This window comes from Neorhizobium sp. BETTINA12A, assembly GCF_023006485.1.
GTDB lineage: Bacteria > Pseudomonadota > Alphaproteobacteria > Rhizobiales > Rhizobiaceae > Neorhizobium.
Genome location: NZ_JALBGW010000008.1, coordinates 1 through 20702, shown reverse-complemented (window position 1 = coordinate 20702; position 20702 = coordinate 1). Strand labels below are relative to the sequence as shown.

21 protein-coding genes and 1 pseudogene are annotated in these 20702 nt (G+C 59.9%); 12 read left to right on the top strand and 10 right to left on the bottom strand.

Annotated elements, in window-relative coordinates; genetic code table 11:
- The first annotated feature begins 15 nt into the window (after positions 1-15).
- Positions 16-1065, top strand: a complete 1050-nt coding sequence (locus MOV61_RS04115) for a PotD/PotF family extracellular solute-binding protein (RefSeq protein WP_041364942.1) — start codon at positions 16-18, stop codon at positions 1063-1065.
- Positions 1062-2750 carry an ABC transporter permease subunit gene (locus MOV61_RS04110; protein ID WP_247135650.1) on the top strand — a complete coding sequence of 563 codons (1689 nt, stop codon included), beginning with the start codon at positions 1062-1064 and terminating at the stop codon, positions 2748-2750. Before MOV61_RS04115 ends, MOV61_RS04110 begins: the two co-directional genes overlap by 4 nt.
- A 620-nt stretch (positions 2751-3370) precedes the next feature.
- Here MOV61_RS04110 and MOV61_RS04105 read toward each other — a convergent pair.
- The 6 genes from MOV61_RS04105 to MOV61_RS04080 form a co-directional block, all read right to left on the bottom strand.
- Positions 3371-3562 (bottom strand): hypothetical protein, encoded by a 192-nt coding sequence (locus tag MOV61_RS04105; protein ID WP_040124909.1) that lies wholly within the window; start codon positions 3560-3562, stop codon positions 3371-3373.
- A gap of 116 nt (positions 3563-3678) precedes the next feature.
- Positions 3679-4374, bottom strand: coding sequence for a TfuA-like protein (locus MOV61_RS04100; protein WP_247135649.1), 696 nt, complete (start codon positions 4372-4374; stop codon positions 3679-3681).
- The gene (locus tag MOV61_RS04095) at positions 4371-5522 is read right to left on the bottom strand and encodes a YcaO-like family protein (protein ID WP_247135648.1); all 1152 of its coding nucleotides are present in this window, start codon (positions 5520-5522) and stop codon (positions 4371-4373) included. Before MOV61_RS04095 ends, MOV61_RS04100 begins: the two co-directional genes overlap by 4 nt.
- A gap of 19 nt (positions 5523-5541) precedes the next feature.
- Positions 5542-5760, bottom strand: coding sequence for a hypothetical protein (locus MOV61_RS04090; protein WP_040124903.1), 219 nt, complete (start codon positions 5758-5760; stop codon positions 5542-5544).
- Between the two features lie 31 nt (positions 5761-5791).
- Positions 5792-7546, bottom strand: coding sequence for a hypothetical protein (locus MOV61_RS04085; protein WP_247135647.1), 1755 nt, complete (start codon positions 7544-7546; stop codon positions 5792-5794).
- 69 nt (positions 7547-7615) lie between these two features.
- Positions 7616-8056, bottom strand: a complete 441-nt coding sequence (locus MOV61_RS04080; RefSeq protein ID WP_151046383.1) for a helix-turn-helix domain-containing protein — start codon at positions 8054-8056, stop codon at positions 7616-7618.
- Positions 8057-8164: 108 nt separating this feature from the next.
- On the opposite strand from MOV61_RS04080, the gene MOV61_RS04075 reads away from it, so the two are divergent.
- The gene (locus MOV61_RS04075) at positions 8165-8476 is read left to right on the top strand and encodes an ATP-binding domain-containing protein (protein ID WP_247135646.1); all 312 of its coding nucleotides are present in this window, start codon (positions 8165-8167) and stop codon (positions 8474-8476) included.
- Positions 8477-8483: 7 nt separating this feature from the next.
- On the opposite strand, the gene MOV61_RS04070 is transcribed toward MOV61_RS04075, so the two are convergent.
- The gene (locus MOV61_RS04070) at positions 8484-8861 is read right to left on the bottom strand and encodes a helix-turn-helix domain-containing protein (protein ID WP_247135645.1); all 378 of its coding nucleotides are present in this window, start codon (positions 8859-8861) and stop codon (positions 8484-8486) included.
- A 94-nt stretch (positions 8862-8955) separates the two neighbouring features.
- Between MOV61_RS04070 and MOV61_RS04065 the strand changes: the two genes are divergently transcribed.
- The 9 genes and pseudogenes from MOV61_RS04065 to MOV61_RS04025 all read left to right on the top strand — a co-directional run bounded on the left by MOV61_RS04065 (position 8956) and on the right by MOV61_RS04025 (position 16637).
- On the top strand, positions 8956-9702 hold the full coding sequence (locus MOV61_RS04065; protein ID WP_247135644.1) for an NAD(P)-binding domain-containing protein: 747 nt from the start codon (positions 8956-8958) through the stop codon (positions 9700-9702).
- A 61-nt stretch (positions 9703-9763) separates the two neighbouring features.
- A pseudogene (locus tag MOV61_RS04060) lies at positions 9764-10099 on the top strand (amidohydrolase); the annotation flags it as partial.
- Between the two features lie 12 nt (positions 10100-10111).
- Positions 10112-11266 carry an iron-containing alcohol dehydrogenase gene (locus tag MOV61_RS04055; protein ID WP_247135703.1) on the top strand — a complete coding sequence of 385 codons (1155 nt, stop codon included), beginning with the start codon at positions 10112-10114 and terminating at the stop codon, positions 11264-11266.
- A 378-nt stretch (positions 11267-11644) separates the two neighbouring features.
- Positions 11645-12034 carry a cytochrome c family protein gene (locus tag MOV61_RS04050; protein WP_040124711.1) on the top strand — a complete coding sequence of 130 codons (390 nt, stop codon included), beginning with the start codon at positions 11645-11647 and terminating at the stop codon, positions 12032-12034.
- A 130-nt stretch (positions 12035-12164) separates the two neighbouring features.
- A complete protein-coding gene (locus MOV61_RS04045; protein WP_040124709.1) occupies positions 12165-12986 on the top strand; it encodes a cytochrome c oxidase subunit II in 822 nt (273 codons plus the stop codon).
- A gap of 49 nt (positions 12987-13035) precedes the next feature.
- Positions 13036-14814 carry a cytochrome c oxidase subunit I gene (ctaD, locus tag MOV61_RS04040; protein WP_247135643.1) on the top strand — a complete coding sequence of 593 codons (1779 nt, stop codon included), beginning with the start codon at positions 13036-13038 and terminating at the stop codon, positions 14812-14814.
- Positions 14811-15524 carry a cytochrome c oxidase subunit 3 gene (locus MOV61_RS04035; protein ID WP_247135642.1) on the top strand — a complete coding sequence of 238 codons (714 nt, stop codon included), beginning with the start codon at positions 14811-14813 and terminating at the stop codon, positions 15522-15524. The genes ctaD and MOV61_RS04035 overlap by 4 nt, the downstream gene beginning before the upstream one ends.
- Positions 15525-15547: 23 nt before the next feature.
- Positions 15548-16267, top strand: coding sequence for a heme-copper oxidase subunit III family protein (locus MOV61_RS04030; protein WP_041366035.1), 720 nt, complete (start codon positions 15548-15550; stop codon positions 16265-16267).
- 7 nt (positions 16268-16274) lie between these two features.
- Positions 16275-16637, top strand: coding sequence for a cytochrome C oxidase subunit IV family protein (locus MOV61_RS04025; RefSeq protein WP_040124703.1), 363 nt, complete (start codon positions 16275-16277; stop codon positions 16635-16637).
- Positions 16638-16665: 28 nt separating this feature from the next.
- Here MOV61_RS04025 and MOV61_RS04020 read toward each other — a convergent pair whose 3' ends face one another.
- From MOV61_RS04020 to MOV61_RS04010, 3 genes are all read right to left on the bottom strand, one after another.
- Positions 16666-17490 carry a DUF2189 domain-containing protein gene (locus MOV61_RS04020; protein ID WP_247135641.1) on the bottom strand — a complete coding sequence of 275 codons (825 nt, stop codon included), beginning with the start codon at positions 17488-17490 and terminating at the stop codon, positions 16666-16668.
- Between the two features lie 559 nt (positions 17491-18049).
- The gene (locus tag MOV61_RS04015; protein WP_247135640.1) at positions 18050-19687 is read right to left on the bottom strand and encodes a hydantoinase B/oxoprolinase family protein; all 1638 of its coding nucleotides are present in this window, start codon (positions 19685-19687) and stop codon (positions 18050-18052) included.
- A 14-nt stretch (positions 19688-19701) separates the two neighbouring features.
- Positions 19702-20702 (bottom strand): hydantoinase/oxoprolinase family protein (locus tag MOV61_RS04010; RefSeq protein ID WP_309493700.1); only part of this gene is annotated, 1001 nt, incomplete at its 5' end.

Sequence of the window (20702 nt, the reverse complement as noted above, 5' to 3'; positions counted from 1 at the left end):
AAGGGGAACCAAGACATGAACGTCTCGCGTCGTACATTCAACAAGCTGATCGCCGGTGCTGGCCTTGCCGCACCGTTCCACATCATCCGTCCCGCCTCCGCGCAGGAGCCAAAAAAGGGCGACGAACTGGTCGTCGGCATCTGGGGCGGCGCGCAGGAAAAGATCGTCAAGGAACATGTCGAGAAGCCGCTGGTCGAGAAATACGGCTGCAAGATCAGCTATGTTCTCGGCGGCACCGGTGACCGTCGCGCCCGCGCCTATGCGGAACGCGGCCGTCCGAGCTTCGACGTTCTCTACCTGAACATCTTCGAAAGCCGTCAGGCAGTGAAGGACGGCGTGACCCAGGCGCCGACACCTGCCGTCAAGAATTTCGAAGCGCTCTATCCGAGCGCCCGCAAGGGCGGTTACGGGGTTGCCTTCAACCCCTGCACGATCGTCTACGACAAGACCAAGGCGTCGAAGCCGATCACCTCCTGGAAGGACATGTGGAACCCGGAATGGAAGGGCCGCATCGCCTGGCCGGATGGCCTGGGTGCCGAAGGCATTTCCGCGCTGATGATGGCTGCCCGCGTCTGGGGCGGAGACGAAAAAAACGCCGACATCGCCTTTGAAAAGGTCAAGGAACTGAAGCCCTTCGCGGCGATCCAGGGCAGCCAGGCCCAGCTCTTCGAAATGTTTGACCAGAAGCTCGCCGATCTTTCGGTCGAGTTCGGCAGCTTCACCCAGTCCTATGTCGAAACGCGCAATCCCAATATAGCGATCGCCACCCCGGTCGAGGGACAGGCGCTGTCGATGAACGTCGCCTGCATCACCGAAGGCACCAAGAACCAGAAGCTCGCCGAAGAGTGGATCAACCTGCATCTTTCCGAGCCCTGCATGCTCGCCTACGCACGCCAGATCTATTATTCGCCGACCGTCAGCAACATCACCGTGCCGGACGACATCAAGTCGAAGCTCGTGCTCGGCGATGCCAATGTCGCCAAGCTGGTCGATTTCGATTGGGACGTGATCAACGCCAGCCGCGCCAAATGGCAGGCGAAATACGATCGGGAGATCGCCGGATGAACCGTTGGATCGGGCCGGCGCTTGCAGCGCCGGTCACCCTTTGGCTGCTTTTATCCTTCGCCGCGCCAATGTTCGTGGTACTCGTGCTTTCCCTGCACGAGTATCCCGATCCTTTCGGCCCGCTGTTTTTGGCACCGTCGCTCGCGCAGTTCCGGGATATCGTGTCGGATGGCTTCTATTTCGGCGTCGTCTCCGAAACCATCCTGCTCGGCCTCGGCGTCACCGTGATCACCGCGCTTCTCGGTTATCCGCTCGCCCACTGGCTGGCGCGGATGCCGGTGAAATACCGCGCGGCTGCGTTTGCGGTCATCCTCATTCCGCTGCTCACCAATGTCGTGGTGCGTTCGCTCGGCATCATCCTGCTGCTGGCGCCCGAGGGCCTGATCAATTCGGTCACCGGCCTGATCGGCATTCCGCCGGCGAGATACATGCTGTTCACCCACGGCGCGGTCGCCGTCGCATTGGCGCAGGTCTTCCTGCCGTTCATGGTGCTGGCGCTCTACGACAACCTGCAGAACACTTCGCCGCGCGTTCATGAGGCGGCCCAGAGCCTCGGGGCATCTCCGGCTGTCCGGTTCCTCACCGTCGACCTGCCGCTCTCCCTGCCGGGCCTGCGTTCCGGCACCGTGATCGTTTTCCTGATGGCGACCACGGCCTATGTGTCCGCCTCGCTGCTCGGCGGCAAGAAGGTCTGGACCACCGGCATGCTGGTGCTGCAGGAGGCGATCAAGAACCTCAATGCGCCGCTTGCTGCCGCACTTGCGATCATCATGACCGTCACGGGTCTCGCCTTTGCGGCGCTCTGCGCCTACGCGCTCAATCGCCTGATGCCGTGGTTGAAGGGCAAGCCCAGCAATCCGTGGAGCATTCCGCGCTGGCTGGTGCCGATCATCGACATCCTCGGGCCGATCGTGTCGAAGCTGCTGCTTGCAACCTCGTTGCTGCTCCTGCTGCTGCCGCTGGTGCTCGTCTGTGTCCAGAGTTTCAACGATGTGCCGCAGGCGACCGCTTCCGGCTTCCGCGGCTTCACGCTGAAATGGTACGAGGCGGTATTCTTTGCCGGAACCTATGCGGATGCCTTCTGGGTGTCGGTGCAGCTCGCGGTCACCTCCATGGTGGTGGCACTGGCGCTCTCGCTGCCTGCAGCATTCGCGCTTGCTCGCTATCCCTTCAAGGGCCGGTCCGCGCTGCTGACCTTCTGGCTTTTACCGATGTCGCTGCCGCATGTGGCGATCGGCGTCGGCATGCTGCGGCTCTTGCAGATCTACCTGATCATCCCGCCTTTCCTCGGTCTCGTGGCGATCCACGTGATCGTCATCCTGCCGTTTGCGATCACGCTTCTGACCACCTCGGTCATGGGGCTCGATCGGGCGCAGGAGGAGGCGGCGGCGAGCCTCGGGGCAAGCCCCGTGCGGCGCTTCTTCCTGATCATCATGCCGGGACTGGCGCCGGGGCTGTTCGCGGCGGGCATTGTCGGCTTCCTGCTCAGCTTCGGTGAAGTCACCGTCACCAGCTTCCTCACCACCGCCCGCCTGACGACTCTACCGGTCCGCATCTACGCGGAATCGACCTTCAGCCTGGAGCCGACCGCGCATGCAATCTCAGCGGTGTTGATACTGTTTACCGTGATCGCGCTGATCGCACTGGGCAAGGTCGTGCGTCTTGATCGCCTCTATGCCAGATAGACAAGGTGGAACAACGGGTGGAGATCCGGAACCAAGCTGGATATCCAGGAGGTTCGGACCAATCGCCACTCTATGTCAGTAGATAGACAAGGATCGCCGCTCCCAATATCCAAAGCGCGCTCAGAAAGGCTAGAGAAACAGCAACCGTTCTGCGGTCAAGTTGAAGCCACGGCCGTGGACCGCGCAGGCTCATGGCCGACGTGTTATTGCGGGCGGCTGGAACTCCGAAGACCGATATACTTTCTTCAGCAGAAGCAGTTTTTGACAGTCTCGCTTTCATGCCAGTCTTATCCGATTTGTCCAAATCCATTTAATTTTGAAGGCATTCTGCCGGAGTTGATTGCCTGCGCGCCGACAAGATGATGCACCTGCAAAAGTTGTCCCAGTAACTCGTCGGTTGCGGTGGAAATTTGCCGAAGATACGCTACATTTCCTGATTGAACTGGACGACAGCGACAGCTGTATGGAAGTTCCACTGCCGCAGGGCCGCCCCCAGCGGTTACCCCCACTGCGGCGAGGGCTCGACGTGCTTCCATACCGCCCGTCGAGCCCTTCGTGCCGCCCCCACTGCACCGTTCGACGACATCAACCGTCGCCCACTATCCGATCGCGGTTCCCGCCTATTGATAAGTTTGACTTGGTGTTTTGCGTGAGTGCTTGGCCGCCGTAACATCCAGATCACCAGTAAGCTCCTTGGTGATCGCTTCAAGCGTCACGGAAAGTCCAGCCTCGACCTCGATCGATTTGAGACCCTTTGCGATCTCTCTCGCGTAGATCACCAACCTCGCCAGAGCGACGAGTTCTGCTTCCATATCAATCTGCAAATCCGAGCATGCCATGCACCAACCCCCAACCTGTGCGGGCAATCTAAAACTCTTTGAGGGCGTCGGGCGTGACATCGGCGTGACACAACGCATGGCTGATGACGCTAGTCATCGCGCCAGAGAGATGTTCGGTTAAATTCAAAGTGGGCGGGGGGAGAATAGGCGTCGGCGTGACGCAGGGCATCGATCAGGGCCATGGCGTCCGCTTTTTTTTGGTCCACATAGTTGTGGCGAAGAATTCGCAGCAATTCGTTGGCGCGCCCACTCGCAATCTCCGAGCAGTTTGCCACGACCGCGTTCCAGCTCCGGGCCTTGAAGAACAAAGATCGCGCGCTTTCCTTGAGATGCCGCGCTTCCCGGGCGGAGATCAGACCGCGCGTGCAACAGCCGGCGATCGTTGCGTCGACGTTGACCATCGGAACGGTGATAGCAATATATCCAAGCTCTTTCGGTCCATGCAGCAGTGCGACATCCGCATCGTCGACACGGGTTTCGCTCGCATAGGCCGCAAAGATTTCCCCAATGCCGATCATGCCGAAGGCGTGACACTCTGCCGCTCGCAAGGCACCCATGCTCGCCGCTCCAAAGACCGCCACGCCTTTCGAGAGACCGTAGAGAATTTCCTTGTGCCAGACGGGGGCGACATATTCGAAGGCGCCGTCGATCAATCCGATGGCCCGCGCGCCCTGGTCGACTGCCAGCCGCACGTCTCCCTGCATCGCCGGCGGCCCCACAATCATATCATCAGCAACGAACCGTCCTGCCTCCGGCAGGCTTGGACCGACAAAAAGTACTTTCATGAGCTAAACGATGCTGTCATCGCCCTGCCGCCAAATCTGTGCCGTCGTTCTCCCTCGGGGCTTTCCAGTCCGGGCACCAATATCTTGACGACCGCAAAAGGTGATGTCGGCTCGCTCAATCGGACGGCGATTGCTTGCGTGATACCCGACCGCTCCAAGTTCCCCAGGATTCCTGCGAGGTCGCCTGGACCGGGCAAAGGCGCGCTGCGTGAAGGATCCGCAGAAAACAACTTTAGCAACCGCTCGGGCAGCGGTCGCCGATAGGTCTCATGGAATACGTCATCGCGTGCGCCGCTAATATAAGTGACCCGGGACTGCGCGGCTTCCGTCAGCGCGCGTATGGCAGCGCGCTCGGGGGATGGATGAGCACCGCAGCCGAACGTCACGTCGACATATCGCGGCGCACGGGACGCGAGCGCGGCTTTTGCCGCAAGGAAGGCGCCGATACACGGTACGCCGATATCGCTTGTCATGTCGAACATACGCAGCAGGATGCCCGCATCCTCGATCTTCACGATGAGGGACCTAACGTCCTCATCGCTGAATGCGTCGGGTTCCAGACACCTGGAGTGCTGACTGGATTGAGGAAGAACCTGCCACAAGACATGAGCGTCGCGTTCGACGCGCTCGAGAAGACCGTGGAAAATTGCCTCGTCATATGTGTTGCCCGATGCAAGGCCATCCGAAGATTGCCAGTATCGGCAGTTCGACAGGGTCCGATCGAGTGACACGGCTTCGGCCGGAACGTAGACGCGATCAAAACTGAAGAGGTCTTCTCCCGCCGCAAATGCCATAATTTCGGTTGCTCGGGGAGGGGACTGGTTTCGGCCAAGAAACGGCACAAGCAGGTCGACACGCTCGTCGGCATCCAAAAGAGCAGACGCGGAGACATTCCTGATCGACAGGAACGGGTCGCAAGCGACCGCCCGCTCTATGGCCTCCATGACCGCGGATGTTCTCGCATCGGCATCGGCAAGTCCTTTGCCTTGAGCAACCACGATCGATTTTGCGTTTGGAGTATAGGCGCACCAGACCGGAATGCCGATATGATCGAGTCCGGTCTGGCGGCCGATACGGGTTATTCCAAGCGTCTTCAGAAAAGGACGCACCCGCTCATAGGTCTCCTCGGGTAAGCAGATGCGGTCCATCGCTTACGCCGTCGGCAGCTTAGCCATCGAAGACACCGGAGAAAGCCTGTTCGGAGGAGGAGACTGCAACCGCCAGGTTGACGTCTTTGACAATTGTTCCCCCTGCATTTCTAAGATCGTTTGCCGCGGCCAGCGGTCCGGAAACGGGCGGCTGCATCGGCAGGACCGTTCCTGCGTCGATGTCCGCCAGATAAAGCTGATCGTCTCCGGGCAGCCCGATTATCACAACTCTTGCCATATTTACCCCTCAGGTTGTTGGCACGAAAAATCTAAAACCCGGCTTTCATCAGGCCCTCTCGGTAGAGTTCCTTCTGCCATTGTTCTTTCACCGGAAGCACCGAAAGCCATTTGTCGAGATCGAATTGCGGGTTGAGCTCCTGAGCCCTGCGGCGATGGACGCGTGCCTTCGCGGTATCGCCGGCCATAGCATAACTCGCCGCAAGCAATCTCCGGGCCGACGAGGAGTCCCCCATTTGATCTATGTAGCTGACAGCCTGATGAAATTCACCCAGGAAATAGCTGGCGCCAGCCGCAATCCAGAAATAATCGTCGGGGCATATCGGATTTAAGCGGATAGCTTTGCTGATCTTCGCCAACCCATCGGCAGGCTTCGATGCATGAACCAAAGCGTCGGCATATCCGCATATTGCGTCGGCAAGGTGCGGGCTCAATCCCTCCGCCCGATCGAATGCCTCCAGGCTTCCGTCGACATCGCCGCGGTAAAGCCTCGATAGCCCAAGCTCCCTGTGCGCCGATGCCAGTTCTGGCTCCAAGGCCACCGCTTTTCTTGCCGTTTCTTCCGCCTGAACCAGCAGCTCGGTCTCTCCCCGCGCCGTCAAGACCCATTCCCAGGAGTAGGTACGGGACAAACCCGCCAACGCCGGCGCGAAATCTCCGCGCATTCTCAGCGTTTCTCGAAAGGCATTTCTGGCCCGGCGCACGTCAGGGAGCGTGAACTTGTTGAGATGCTGGGCGCTTGCAAGATAAGACCGATAGACGTCCGGATGAGCACGGTAATCAGCGAGCACAATTTCGGTGCGCTGCAGGTGGTCGCTGATGGCCATCACGATCATCTGCGCCACTTGTCTGCGGTGTGAAGCAAGTGAGCTGGCGTTGAGGCGGAAACGCTCCGCCCATAAAACGCTGTCCGAGGGAAGGAATACCATCTGTACGAAGAGGCCTTCGCTGCTGATGTTGGTGTCAAGGACGTAGGAGATGGAATGTCTCTCCAACTGGGCCATCTTATCCGCATCCTGCCGGATGCGGGCCGCCGTATATGGAGCAACGACCGCCACCGTCCTCAAGGAACAAAGACTTATCGTGATATCTTCCATCAACGCGCGAGCTGGATAAGCAGAGTTTTGCTCTGCTTCCTGGGGAGGAAGCAATACCAGCCGGGGGAGTTCCATGGGCATCGGGGGGACGATTGCTGTCCCCATGGGCAACGTGAACTCGGTTCGACCGACCGATGATCTGGAGGATCCGATTTGGTCTTCATGGCGATGCGCCCCAAACAGCACCTCGCGTACGGCGGAATCGCCCGGATCGTGTTCGAGGAGTTGTTTTGCGCTATCCTTGACATCGGTCCATTGCGACCGACTTGCCGCGGCGGCTTGTGCCTCGAAGAGCCCCGCGCGAAAACGTTGCCACTGGACCGACCGTTGTTTCTCGACCCATGGTTTCAGGCCGACGGGTAAATTGGCTTCATCCATAAACTGCCGCGTCATCAGTTTCGACATCGCGTTCAATCGCGGCAGCGCTTCAAGATCACCGGAGAACACGGAGAAATCCGCCTCAAGGGGCTCGGCGGACCGCTGTACGGTCGAAGCCGTGAAATCGAGTGGAGCGGGCCAGCCGTCCATGGCGCATTTGCGCACGCGCTCGGTCATCTTTCGAAAGTTGATTTTGGCGGCGTCTTGATCGCCTGCCCAAAGCAGCCGCGCCAGATAATCTCGCGGCAGCTCAAATTCATCGCTGGCCAACATATAGGCGAGGCCGAACAGTGCCTTCTGTGGCAGTGGCACTGTCCCTCGTTCCTCGTCAGCAAGCCAAAGGCCCCCGAATGTCACAAGCCGGAGCATCGGAATGATCCGTTAACGCGTTGCGCCCGGATCCGCGTGATCGCGATCCAGACCTGACGGGGGCCCCAAGGATTTGACCAGTTGAACGATGTTTTGGCGCAGCTTCGCATTTGCCACCCTCTGGAATGCCAGATTGAGTTCCACCCCCTCACGGGTTGCCAGAAAGGAGGTCACCGCATCTTCCTCGTGCACGACAGGCTTGCTATCGGTTGCCGATGACGGGGTTGGCGCATCGGCAAAGAAATAGCCGACAGGCGCGTTCAGTATAGTTGCAATCATCTGAAGACGACTGGCGCCAACCCGATTGGTCCCTTTTTCGTATTTCTGTACTTGCTGGAAGGTAATCCCAAGCCCGTCGGCCAGTTTCTCCTGGGACATCTTCAGCATGGCCCGTCTCAATCGGATCCTTGATCCAACATGTACATCAATCGGGTTCGGCTTCTTCTGATCCATCACTGTACCCTCCGTCACGGCTACACAGTGGTATAAACCGAGACTTCGTGCAACTAGGACCTGTCGGCAAAGGTGTGCGCCCGGTGGAGAATCTACGCAAGAAGCATCATGCCAAACAGGACACTTCAACTTTGCGGCTACAAGTTCGGATCGCATAATCTATCTTATGGAACTAGCAGGCAGTTTTTACGGGTGTTGCTTTTTGCCAGCGTCCACAAAGCGCAGGGATCGGCCTTCAAGCGGGTCATCATCCCTGTCGTCCGGTCGAAGCTGTTGGATCGGACCATGCTCTACACCGCCATCACGCGTGACGTAGAGACTGTCGTTATCGCCGGCGACATCGATCTCATAAACGAAATGGTCGCAGCGGCTCCGGCAAGCCTGGAGCGTAACACCGCGCTCCGGTTCGACGAGAACTAGCAACGGCTCACAGCCGGACTTCCGTTGCCATCCGATCTCTGCGCATGATGGCCCAGTCGATGAGTTCGGCCATCGACGGCCCCAGGGCCTTGCCCATCTCGGTCAATGCATATTCTACCTTCGGCGGCACCTGGGGATAGACGGTACGGGTTACGATCCCGTCCTTCTCCAGCTCCTTCAATTGCTGGATGAGCATCTTCTGGTTCACCCCTTCGCACCGCCGTTCGAGTTCGGAAAAGCGAAGCGCCTCCTTGGTCCCGAACAGTTGGCAGATGATGACGATCTTCCATTTACCTTCGAGTACCCGCACGGCGCCCGTCGTCGCGTCCGCCCATTTGCGTTGCTGCTGCGGGTCTCCGCATCTCCACTCCCGTTCCTGAGCCATACATACCTTTTGGTGGGGAACCCACCTATCTGTCGGTTCTTGTTGAAGTCGCAGTATTCATTATCTTGATTGGCAGCACAACAGGAGCATCAGCATGAAAATCGGGATCATCGGAATTGGCCATATCGGCGGCACTCTCGCCCGCAAGCTTGCATCGGCAGGCCATGAGGTCAGGGTGGCGAACTCCAAGGGCGCGGATGCCGTCAAGCCATTCGCCGACGAGATTGGAGTCGCTGCTGCGGACACGAAAGGAGCCATCTACGGCGCGGACCTTGTCATTCTTTCCATTCCGCTTCTCGCCATCGAAAACCTGCCGAAGGACCTCTTCAAGGACCTGCCCGCCAACGTCCCCGTCATAGATACCAGCAACTACTATCCGGGTCTGCGTGACCCGCAGATCGCCGACCTCGATGCAGGCGAGGTCGAGAGCGTCTGGGTCTCCAGACAGATCGGTCGCCCTATCATCAAGGCCTTCAACAACATCCTCGCATATTCCCTGGCGGAACTGGGCCAGCCCGAGGGTGCGGCCGGTCGACTGGCCGTGGCGGTCGCGGGAGACGACGCCGCCGCGAAGAAGATCGCCATGGCAATCGTAAACGAGGTCGGGTTCGATCCGGTCGACGGCGGACCGCTCGCTGAATCCTGGAGGCAGCAGCCGTTGACGCCGGGCTACTGCTGCGACTTCGACGCACCCACCATGCGCAAGGCGCTCGACGCTGCGGCGAAGGGTGAAGCATCCACAAGATGGTCCATATTTAAGAGCAAGATGGCAGCGCTTCGGCCAGACTCGACTCATGCGGACCGCGTTGCAATGAACCGCTCGTTCGTCCAACTTCATTAAAGCAACAGCACCCTATTCTCGATCCGCAACACGAAGAGATCGTGTTGCGGATCAGCGTCTCTTGGAACACAACAAACCCCCGATCCCCAAGGGTGGCGACCCCTATCACTGGCACGCGTTGCGCGTGCGCGGCGGCGAGAATAACGTCTATTTCGCCTTCGCCAATGTGCTGGATGCGGCGCGGGGATACTTGGGCAAGAGTGCTGTGTTCGGGCCGGATTCCTTTGCCTTTCCACGCCAGGAATCGGCGATTTTGGACGGGGAAGGGATTGCCGCGGCAACCGTCGACACCTCCAATCTCGATACGCCCTATCCTACAAATATCGTCCGCCGAAAGGATCTTGTTGTCATGCGCCAACCGCATCACTATCAGCCGCTGGTCAAATGGCATCAGTGAGAGGCTGGTATGATGTCCACATTCACATTCGCGACCGTCCCGCAGATCATTGCAGGGCCGGGCTGCATCGCCAGGCTTTCGGAGCTGGCGACCCTGCTCGGGTCGCGTGTTTTGGCGATTTCAGATGATGGGGTCGTCAAGGCGGGGCTGGTGCAGCCGGCCCTGGCGAGCCTTTCGGCAGGTGGCGCTGAAACATCGCTCTTTACGGGCGTTGTCGCCGATCCGCCGGAAGCCATCATTCATGCGGCTGTGGCGCAGGCGATCGAGTTTGGCGCAACCGGCGTATTGGGCATCGGCGGTGGCTCGTCGCTCGATGTCGCAAAACTCGTGGCTCTGCTCTGCAGAAGCGGCGAAGCACTCGATGATATCTATGGAGTGGGCAAGGTACGCGGGCAGCGTCTGCCGCTGGTGCTTGTGCCGACAACGGCAGGCACCGGATCAGAAGTCACACCGATTTCCATTGTGACCACCGGCGCGCACCAGAAAAAGGGCGTCGTATCGCCGGTGCTGCTACCGGATGCTGCCGTTCTCGACGCCGAACTGACCCTCGGCCTTCCACCAACCGTGACCGCTGCAACGGGGATTGACGCCATGGTGCACGCCATCGAGGCGTTCACCTCCGCAAGTGCAAATAACAATCCGGTTTCCCGCACCCTTGCCAAGGAGGCTCTTCGGCTTCTCGGGGCGAATATCGAGATCGCCGTCATGACCGGAACCGATCTTGCCGCCAGGCAGGCGATGCTGCTCGGCGCGATGCTCGCCGGACAGGCCTTTGCCAACTCGCCGGTCGCTGCCGTCCATGCGCTCGCCTATCCGGTCGGTGGCCGCTATCACGTCCCGCACGGCCTTTCCAACAGTCTCGTCTTACCGCATGTCCTGCGTTTCAACGCGACCGTGTGTGGCGATGCCTATGCTGAGCTGGCGCCTTGCCTCTATCCTCACCTTGAGCCTGCAGGTCAGGCCGAGCGGATTTCCGGCTTTATCGAAGGATTGGCGATGCTGCCTGTGCGCCTGAACCTGCCCGTACGCCTGAGAGATGTTGGAATTCCCAAAGACGGACTTCCTCTGCTAGCGGAAAGTGCGATGGAACAGACCCGTCTGCTGGTCAACAATCCGCGCACGGTGTCGCTGCCAGATGTTGTCAGGATCTACGAAGCCGCTTGGTAAAAAAGGTGCCGGATGCCACAGGTCGCGCCATACGCAACGATACGGACAGGATTTTGGTGCTCTTGAGCCAATCTGAACCCTCGACCCCTTAACGCTCACTCGGGAACGTGGTCAGAGGGATCGTCTGCGACGATGATTTGTTGCGGGAAATGATGACGCCTGTAGCCGATGGGCGAATTCTCATCCCACCATATCCATGCCCCACTCCTTGACACAACGCCGTTAGGGCCATTGAGCTAAATATGATCCTCGACCTCTTGTGGGGCCGGTTGACTTACCAACCTTAAGGACTACTCTTTAGTGATCGCAAGCATATCCACGCCCGGATGGGGTGGATGATGGGGCGATTGGGCAACCTTGAGGAGGATGAGGTTTGCCATGACCTATCGTGTTATTCTGTTGATCGGCGCGTCTATCGTCGCCGTTTCGTCGTTTGATGCCGCAGCTCAGGAAGGTGACGCGACGGCGGGCGCCACCGTTTTCAAGAAATGCGCGACCTGTCATATCGTCGATTCTGATACGAACAAGGTCGGCCCGTCACTGAACAAGCTGTTTGGCCGAAAGGCCGGAACGCATCCCAATTTCGCCTATTCGACCGGGATGAAAGAGGCCGGAGACGGCGGCCTCGTCTGGGACGAGGCGACGTTGCGCGACTATCTGCACAATCCAAAAGCGAAGGTGAAGGGCACCAAGATGACCTTCGTCGGCCTGAAGGACGAGCAGGAGATCACCAATCTCATCGCCTATCTCAAGCAATATTCCCAGTAACCGGCCGAGAGACCACCGGCTGGACATGCCTAAATTACAGTAATTGCCCATCTTTTCCATTCGTGCGATAATAACCCCGTATTTTTGCGGAATGCGGTTTCACGGTCGACCTGCTCAGGGAGGGGCGGAAATGGCTGTTGTGCTGATTCTCGTCTTGATTGTTGTCGGCTCCGTGCTGTTCCATGTGCTGAGCCCGTGGTGGTGGACGCCGATCGCCTCCAACTGGACCTATATCGACAGCACGCTCGTCATCACCTTCTGGATCACCGGCATCGTCTTCGTGGCCGTGGTTTCGTTCATGGCCTATTGCGTCTTTCGCTTCCGACACAAGCCGGGCAACCAGGCGGCCTATGAGCCTGAAAACCGCAGGCTGGAATGGCTGCTGGCATCGGGAACGGCAGTCGGCGTCGCGGCGATGCTGGCGCCTGGCCTGGTGGTGTGGAACCAGTTCATCACGGTGCCCGACGATGCCGTGCCGGTCGAGGTCGTCAGCCAGCAGTGGCTGTGGAACTTCCGCCTGCCGGGCGCGGACGGAAAGCTCGGCCGCGCCGAGACGCGCGACGTCAGCGCCGAAAATCCGCTCGGCCTGAACAAGAACGACGCAAGCGGCCTCGACGACGTGATCATCGAGGGCGGCGAACTGCATCTGCCGGTCGGCAAGCCGGTGCGCATATTGCTGCGCTCGGTCGATGTTCTCCATGATTTCTACGTGCCGGAATTCCGCGCCAAGATGGACATGATCCCCGGCATGATCACCTATTTCTGGTTCACGCCGACGCGCACGGGAAGCTTCGAGATTCTCTGCGCCGAACTCTGCGGCGTCGGCCATCCGCAAATGCGTGGCACCGTCGTCGTCGACGAGGATGCGGACTACCAGACCTGGCTTGGGCAGCAGCAGACATTCACCCAGCTTACGGCGTCATCGGGAGAGCCGCCGCGGCCGGCAAACTGACCCGGCGGAGCGGCCGGAAGCCGCTTCGGAAGGAAAGGGAAGAGAGATCATGGTCGAGATTCCATCCGGAAGTGCAGGCGCCATCCCCGCCGCCGAAGTCGAGGATGTCGAGCTTTATCATCCGAGCAGCTGGTGGACGAAATATGTGTTCAGCCAGGATGCCAAGATCATCGCCGTGCAATATTCGATGACCGCTATCTCGATCGGCCTTGTAGCGCTGGTGCTCTCCTGGCTGATGCGGCTGCAGCTTGCCTTTCCCGGCTATTTCGCCTTCATCGATGCCGATCACTATTATCAGTTCATCACCATGCACGGCATGATCATGGTGATCTATCTCCTGACCGCGCTGTTCCTCGGTGGTTTCGGCAACTACCTCATTCCGCTGATGGTCGGCGCCCGCGACATGGTGTTTCCCTACGCCAACATGCTGAGCTACTGGATCTACCTGCTCGCGGTGCTGATCCTGGTCGCCGGCTTTTTCGCCCCCGGCGGCCCGACAGGGGCGGGCTGGACGCTTTATCCGCCGCAATCCGTTCTTTCCGGCACCCCCGGCGGCAAGGACTGGGGCATCCTCCTCATGCTCTCGTCGCTGATCGTCTTCATCATCGGCTTCACCATGGGCGGGCTGAACTATGTGGTGACGGTGCTGCAGGGGCGGGCGCGCGGCATGACGCTGATGCGCATGCCGCTCACCGTCTGGGGCATTTTCACCGCCACCGTGATGGCGCTGCTCGCCTTCCCTGCCCTGTTCGTCGCTTGCGTCATGATGCTGTTCGACCGGGTGCTCGGCACGAGCTTCTTCATGCCCGCCATCGTCGAGATGGGCACGCAGCTGCAGCACGGCGGCGGCAGCCCGATCCTCTTCCAGCACCTGTTCTGGTTCTTCGGGCATCCCGAGGTCTATATTGTAGCACTTCCCGCCTTCGGCATCGTTTCGGACCTGATCAGCACGCATGCGCGCAAGAACATCTTCGGCTATCGCATGATGGTCTGGGCGATTGTCATCATCGGTGCGCTGAGCTTCGTCGTCTGGGCACACCACATGTATGTCAGCGGCATGAACCCGGCCTTTGGCTTCTTCTTCGCCACCACGACGCTGATCATCGCCGTCCCGACGGCGATCAAGGTCTATAACTGGGTGCTGACGCTCTGGCGCGGCGACATCCACCTGACGCTGCCGATGCTCTTTGCGCTCGCCTTCATCGTCACCTTCGTCAATGGCGGGCTGACGGGCCTCTTCCTCGGCAATGTCGTCGTCGACGTGCCGCTGTCGGACACGATGTTCGTCGTCGCGCATTTCCACATGGTCATGGGTGTGGCGCCGATCCTCGTCATCTTCGGGGCGATCTATCACTGGTATCCGAAGGTGACGGGACGCATGCTAAACGACGTGCTCGGCCATATCCACTTCTGGATCACCTTCCTCGGCGCCTATGCGATCTTCTTTCCGATGCATTATCTCGGCCTGCTCGGGGTGCCGCGCCGCTATTTCGAGATGGGAGAAACGGCCTTCGTTCCGCCTTCGGCCCATACGCTGAACATCTTCATCACCGTCATGGCGCTGATCGTCGGGGCCGGACAGATGGTCTTTCTGTTCAATCTCGTCTGGAGCCTTTTCCGGGGGAAAGAGGCCGGCGGCAATCCATGGCGGGCGACGACGCTGGAATGGCAGACGCCGCAGACCCCGCCCGCCCATGGCAACTGGGGCAAGGACCTGCCCGTCGTCTACCGCTGGGCCTATGACTACAGCGTGCCGGGAGCGGCCGAGGATTTCATTCCGCAGAATGTTCCGGCAAGCGATGGCGTCACCCGGGAGGTTCCCGCATGAACGTCATCCTGATCTTCCTTGCCGCGATCGCCGCCATCATCATCTGGTGGCTTTCCGGGCAGCGGCTGACCTCGAAGCCCTGGCTGGAAACCGGGTCGGTGCAACTGCCGGATCATATCGGCGCAGAGCGGCGACCGCCGCCGGCGGTGAAGATCGGCCTCTTCGTGTTTCTCGGCGTCGTCGGCGCCGTCTTCAGCCTTGCCGTCAGTGCCTATTTCATGCGCATGGCGTCGGCCGACTGGTGGGGCATGCCGGTTCCGCGCCTCCTCTGGGTGAACACCGCAGCACTCGCATCGAGCAGTGCGGCGCTGCAATGGGCGAGACGAGAAGCGGGACACGGCCGCATGGAAAGCCTGCGGCCGGCGCTTGTGACAGGACTCGCGCTTGCCGTCTTCTTTCTCGTCGGGCAGATCCAGGCATGGCGGGAACTGGTGTCAGCCGGCTACGTGCTGGCCGACAATCCCGCCAACAGCTTCTTCTACATGCTGACCGGCCTGCATGGGCTGCATATCCTCGGTGGGCTCGCCGTGCTCGCGCACACGACGGTCAGGGCATTTTCAACCGACGTTGCGCCGGAGAGGCTGCGCCTCAGCGTCGATCTCTCCGCCATCTATTCGCATTTCATGCTCGCCGTCTGGCTGTTGCTCTTTGCGCTATTTGCCGGGTGGGCGAATGATTTCGTCGATCTCTGCCGCACATTGCTGACCTAGGGGCCGAACCAGGAGATTTGCAGATGGCACAGACTATCGGGACACATGGCGAGCCAGACCTCAGGCCGGCGGGCCTGCGCGGTGTCGCCGCCGATTTCGCGTCGGATCAGCGCGCCTTCAAGACCGCCTCCTGGGGCAAGGCGATGATGTGGATCTTTCTCTTGAGCGACACCTTCGTTTTCGGCTGTTTCCTGATCGCCTACATGACCGCCCGTATGTCGACGCCGGTCGCCTGGCCCAATCCGAGCGAGGTCTTCGCGCTGCATATTGGCGGCCAGGACGTGCCGCTGATCCTGATCGCGATCATGACCTTCGTGCTGATCTCGAGCAGCGGCACCATGGCAATGGCAGTCAATTTCGGCTATCGCCGCGACCGCCGCACGACCGCGATCTTGATGCTGCTAACGGCGCTTCTCGGCGCATGCTTCGTTGGCATGCAGGCCTTCGAATGGACGAAGCTGATCACCGAAGGTGTGCGCCCCTGGGAAAACCCCTGGGGGGCGGCACAGTTCGGATCGACCTTCTTCATGATTACCGGCTTTCACGGCACCCATGTCACGATCGGCGTCATCTTTCTCCTCATCGTCGCCCGCAAGGTCTGGCGGGGCGATTTCGACCAGGAACGGCGCGGCTTCTTCACCAGCCGGAGAGGTCGCTACGAGGCCGTCGAGATCATGGGCCTCTACTGGCACTTCGTCGATCTGGTCTGGGTCTTCATTTTCGCATTCTTCTATCTGTGGTGAGGTCGTCATGAACGAGACAGCGGCGCATGCACACATCCAATCTGGACAACGGCTCCAAACCGGGCAGCAGCATCCGATCCGGCTCTACCTCCTCGTCTGGGGCATGCTCTTCGTGCTCAGCGCCTTTTCCTACATGGTCGATTATCTCGGCTTCCAGGGTTATCTCAGATGGACGCTGATCCTGTTGTTCATGATGCTGAAGGCCGGGCTGATCGTTGCCGTCTTCATGCACATGGCCTGGGAACGGCTGGCGCTCGTTTACGCCATCCTGCTGCCGCCGCTGCTGGTGCTTGTTTTCGTCGCGCTGATGGTATCGGAGGCGGACTATACGATCTTCACCCGCCTCGCCTTCTTCGGCACTGGTCCCTGAGGGGCAGTGCCGAAGCCGGTTTTCCGACCTACCGACCGCTGCTGCTCCCCAAGCCGGATTCCGGTTCAACGACCTTGCGATACAGATGCCAGGTCGCATGGCCAAGTACCGGGATCACGATAGCCAGACCGGCAAAGAACATCGCAAAACCGACGACCAGAAGCACCGCAACGATGAGACCCCAGAGTATGAATTCCATGGGATTGACCGCGAAGGCTTTCATCGAGGTATAGACCGCTGCAGCCGCACCGGTGTCACGATCAAGAAGCAGCGGAAATGCAATGACTGTGGTGCAAAGCACGGCCAGGGCGAAGAGGAAGCCGACGGCATTGCCGTAGAGGATCAGCTGCCAACCCCTGCTCGTCGAGAACACCTCGTTGACGAAAGTCATCAGCGATTCCGGCCGTCCCGGCCCGAACAGGCTGACATAGAGCGACTGCGCCGTCAGAAGCCACAGGATAAAAATCACCGCCAGCATAACACCGATGGCAAGGATTGCCGGGACCGCCGGGGAATGCCTGATTTCGAGCGCATGCTGCCAGGAGGTGTCAAGGCCAAGCTCCCGCCGGCGACTGATTTCATAAAGACCCAGCGCCGCTATCGGACCGATCAGGGCAAAGCCTGACATGAGCGGAAACAGCAGTGGCAGCGCATTGGCACCGGATGTCCAATACGCGAGGATCACGCCGGCCATAGGGTAGATCAGGCAGAGAAAGACGTAGTGCGACGGCTTGGTCCAGAAATCATCCAACCCCTGACGCAACGAAGTGAAGACATCTGCTACATTGATGCGCCGCACGGTGGGATAGGCCATCTTCCTGGCGCCTCCCGCGATCACGTGAAAATGTGCCATAACAATTCCTCTCCATTCTTGTCACAGACAACAACGACCACAACGGATACCCGCGTTAGGAACGGCGCCATAGGACTGAACCTGCACGCGTGAAGATTATACGCCCCCGGTCGACACTTGACCAGCGGCGCACCCTACGGCGCAAAATTGCTGTGCATCTAAGCGTCGTCGCCTAAACCATATGTCAGTGAGTGGGGCGTGGAATTGTCACGTTATCGAGCAGTGATCGAACTATGCCGCTGCTGTCTGAGATCGAGTAACGCGCCCGTCACGACGTTCCAACGCGCCATGGCGCGGATGCGATGAATGTCAGCCTGGGCAGTGACATGACGGAGAGATTACGAGGCGCCGAGAAAATCGAGATGGAACGCCGCAGACCTCCGGCTAATCGGAACCCCCTGCATTATCCGCTCTGGTTTTCGCAGCAGCAGACGCCATCGCGATGGCCATGCTCGGGGACGACTCGATGCCGGCCGCCCGCTTGTTCTCGAAGTCATGTCTAACTCCCCAGGGAAACTGTGTTTGTGGCCGGCGGATCTCACCACCGGTCACTGGCGGATTAGCTTTTCGGCGTGTAGTCGAAATCCTTGTCTCGCTGCGCTGCCGCCGGATCACGCTTATCGGGCGCGCCGTATCCTCCACCGCCTGGAAGCTGCAGGATCAATCTGCGGCCGGCCGGCACATGCTGGCGCCCCTTGGTGGCAAGAACCGTTCCGTCATCAAGCAAGACGGCACCCGCGGCGCCATCGGCCCCACCCTCACGTCCACGGGGTGGATGGTCGACGCGATCGAACATGGCGTTGAAATGCATCTCGTGACCTTCGGTCGGCGATATCTCCACCACCTGCCCGAGACCGCCGCGGAACTGTCCGGCGCCACCCGAACCGTCACGCAACTCCTTGCGCCAAAAGATCACCGGGCCGACATGCTCGGTCGCCTCGATCGACATGGAATGCACGCCGCTCGGGAACGCCGTGGCGCTGAGGCCGTCGAGTGTGGAGCGAGCACCGGCGCCGCCGCTGTTAAACAACAGCACTTCTGCACGTTGCCCGCCCTCGGCTGGTGCCTTATCCCCCTGTAGCGGACGCACGCTGACATGCAGGTTCCACAATGCCCCTGCCCCTTCTGCCGGCACTTTGCCGGGAAGCATCTTGTGCACGGCCCCGAGCACCGCATCAGGAACCAGATGGCCAAGCACGTGGCGAACGGAAACAGGCGCCGGGTGCTGGGCATTGAGGATGCAGTTCTTCGGGGCGGTTACACGGAACGGCAGCAGAGACGCGTGGTTGTTGGGGATCTCCGGCGCGATCGAGCATTTCATGCCATAGCAGGCATAGGCGGCCGAATAGATGATCGGGCAGTTGATACCCTTCGGGCTTGGCGGTGACGTCCCCTCGAAATCAGCGAGGATATGGTCCTCTGCCACGTCCAGACGCACAGCGATATCGATCGGCGAACCGTACCCATCGACGCGCATAGTGTTCGAATAAGTGCCCTTCGGCAGGGCCGCGATCCGCTCGATGGTGGCGTCATAGCTACGCTTGAAGATGAAATCGCCCAGCGTTTCCAGATCGGCGAGCCCGAACTCTTCCATCATGTCCATCAGCCGACGATGACCGATCTCGTTACAGGCGGCCAGCGAATAGACGTCACCGACCACCTGATGGCTTTCGCGGACGTTGTTGTGCAGGATGTTGACGAGGTCCTTGTTGACCTTGCCGCGCTCGGCAAATTTCATGATCGGGACGAAGATGCCTTCTTCGTAGACCTCGTTGGCATCCGGCCCAAAACCGCGGCCGCCGACATCCACCACGTGCGCCGTGCAGGCGAAATAGCCGACGAGCGCGCCATTGCGGAAGCTGGGCGAGACCACGGTGAAATCGTGCAGGTGACCAGTGCCCTTCCACGGATCGTTGGTGATGTAGACGTCGCCTTCGAAGATGTTTTCAGGCCCGATGTCGCGGATGAAGTGGCCGACGGCCTCGGCCATGGCGTTGACGTGGCCGGGTGTGCCGGTCACCGCCTGGGCGATCATCTTGCCGCCGCGGTTGAAGACGCCGGCGGAAAGATCGCCTGATTCACGCACACTGGTCGAGAAGGCGGTTCGGATGAGCGTGACGGCTTGTTCTTCCACAACGGAGATCAGCCTGTTCCACATGATCTGCATGTGGACGTCGGAAAGTGCGCTGGTTTTCATGTCAAATCCTCCGTTCAAGCGCTCTGCTTGACGCGTATGAGCAGGCAGCCATCCGACTGCATGATGACTTCGCGGCTCGTGGTGATAATCGTTGACGTCTCGCGTTCGGTGATGACAGCGGGACCGGAAACCCAGTCGCCCGGTTTCATGTCGGCGCGCGCGACAATCGACGCGCTCAGAAAGCTGCCTTCCTGGACGTCGAAGATTTCGCGGGTGCCGCGGACCTTGGCTTCGCCAACCTTTGCGGTCTTGCCTATCCTCGCCGGCGGGGCAACCTTTGAGGTTGCGCGCAAGGACCAGCTGACGATCTCGACGTCGAGACCATCGATGACCCGACCGAAAAAGTGTTCGTACTGCTCGTCAAACAGCTTCCGGAACAGGTGGCCATCCGCATCGGCGTAGTCGCGTACCTCGATCGTGACCGGCACTTCCCACCCCTGACCGACGTAACGCATGTAAGCCGTACATTCGAGATCTGGATTTGCTTCGGGCGAACCGGAACGCACGAACGATATGGCCTCGGCGCTGAGGTCAGCGATCGTCTGATTGATCGCATCCGCATCGAACCGGCTAAGCCGGCTGTAGGCGCTACGCACGCTTTCGAAACCGAAGGGAGCGCGCAGGAAGCCGATCGCAGAACCGACGCCGGCACCGGGCGGGATCAGCAGGTCCGACATGCCGAGCTTTTCGCACAGACGGGCGGCGTGGATGGGAGCTGCGCCGCCGAAGGCGATCATGGTGAATTCGGAAAGCTCCTTGCCATTCTCCACGGCATGCATGCGCGCCGCGTTGCTCATGTTCTCGTCGACCACCTCGCTGAGGCCGTAAGCGGCTGTCGCGATATCAGTATTGAGCTTGGAGGCGATGTCGGCATCCATGGCTCTGTCAGAGGCCGGGCGGTCGAGCTTCATCGCGCCACCTGCGAACTCCTCCGGATCGAGACGACCGAGGATCAGGTCGGCATCGGTGACGGTCGGGTTCGCGCCGCCGCGGCCATAGCAGGCCGGGCCTGGCT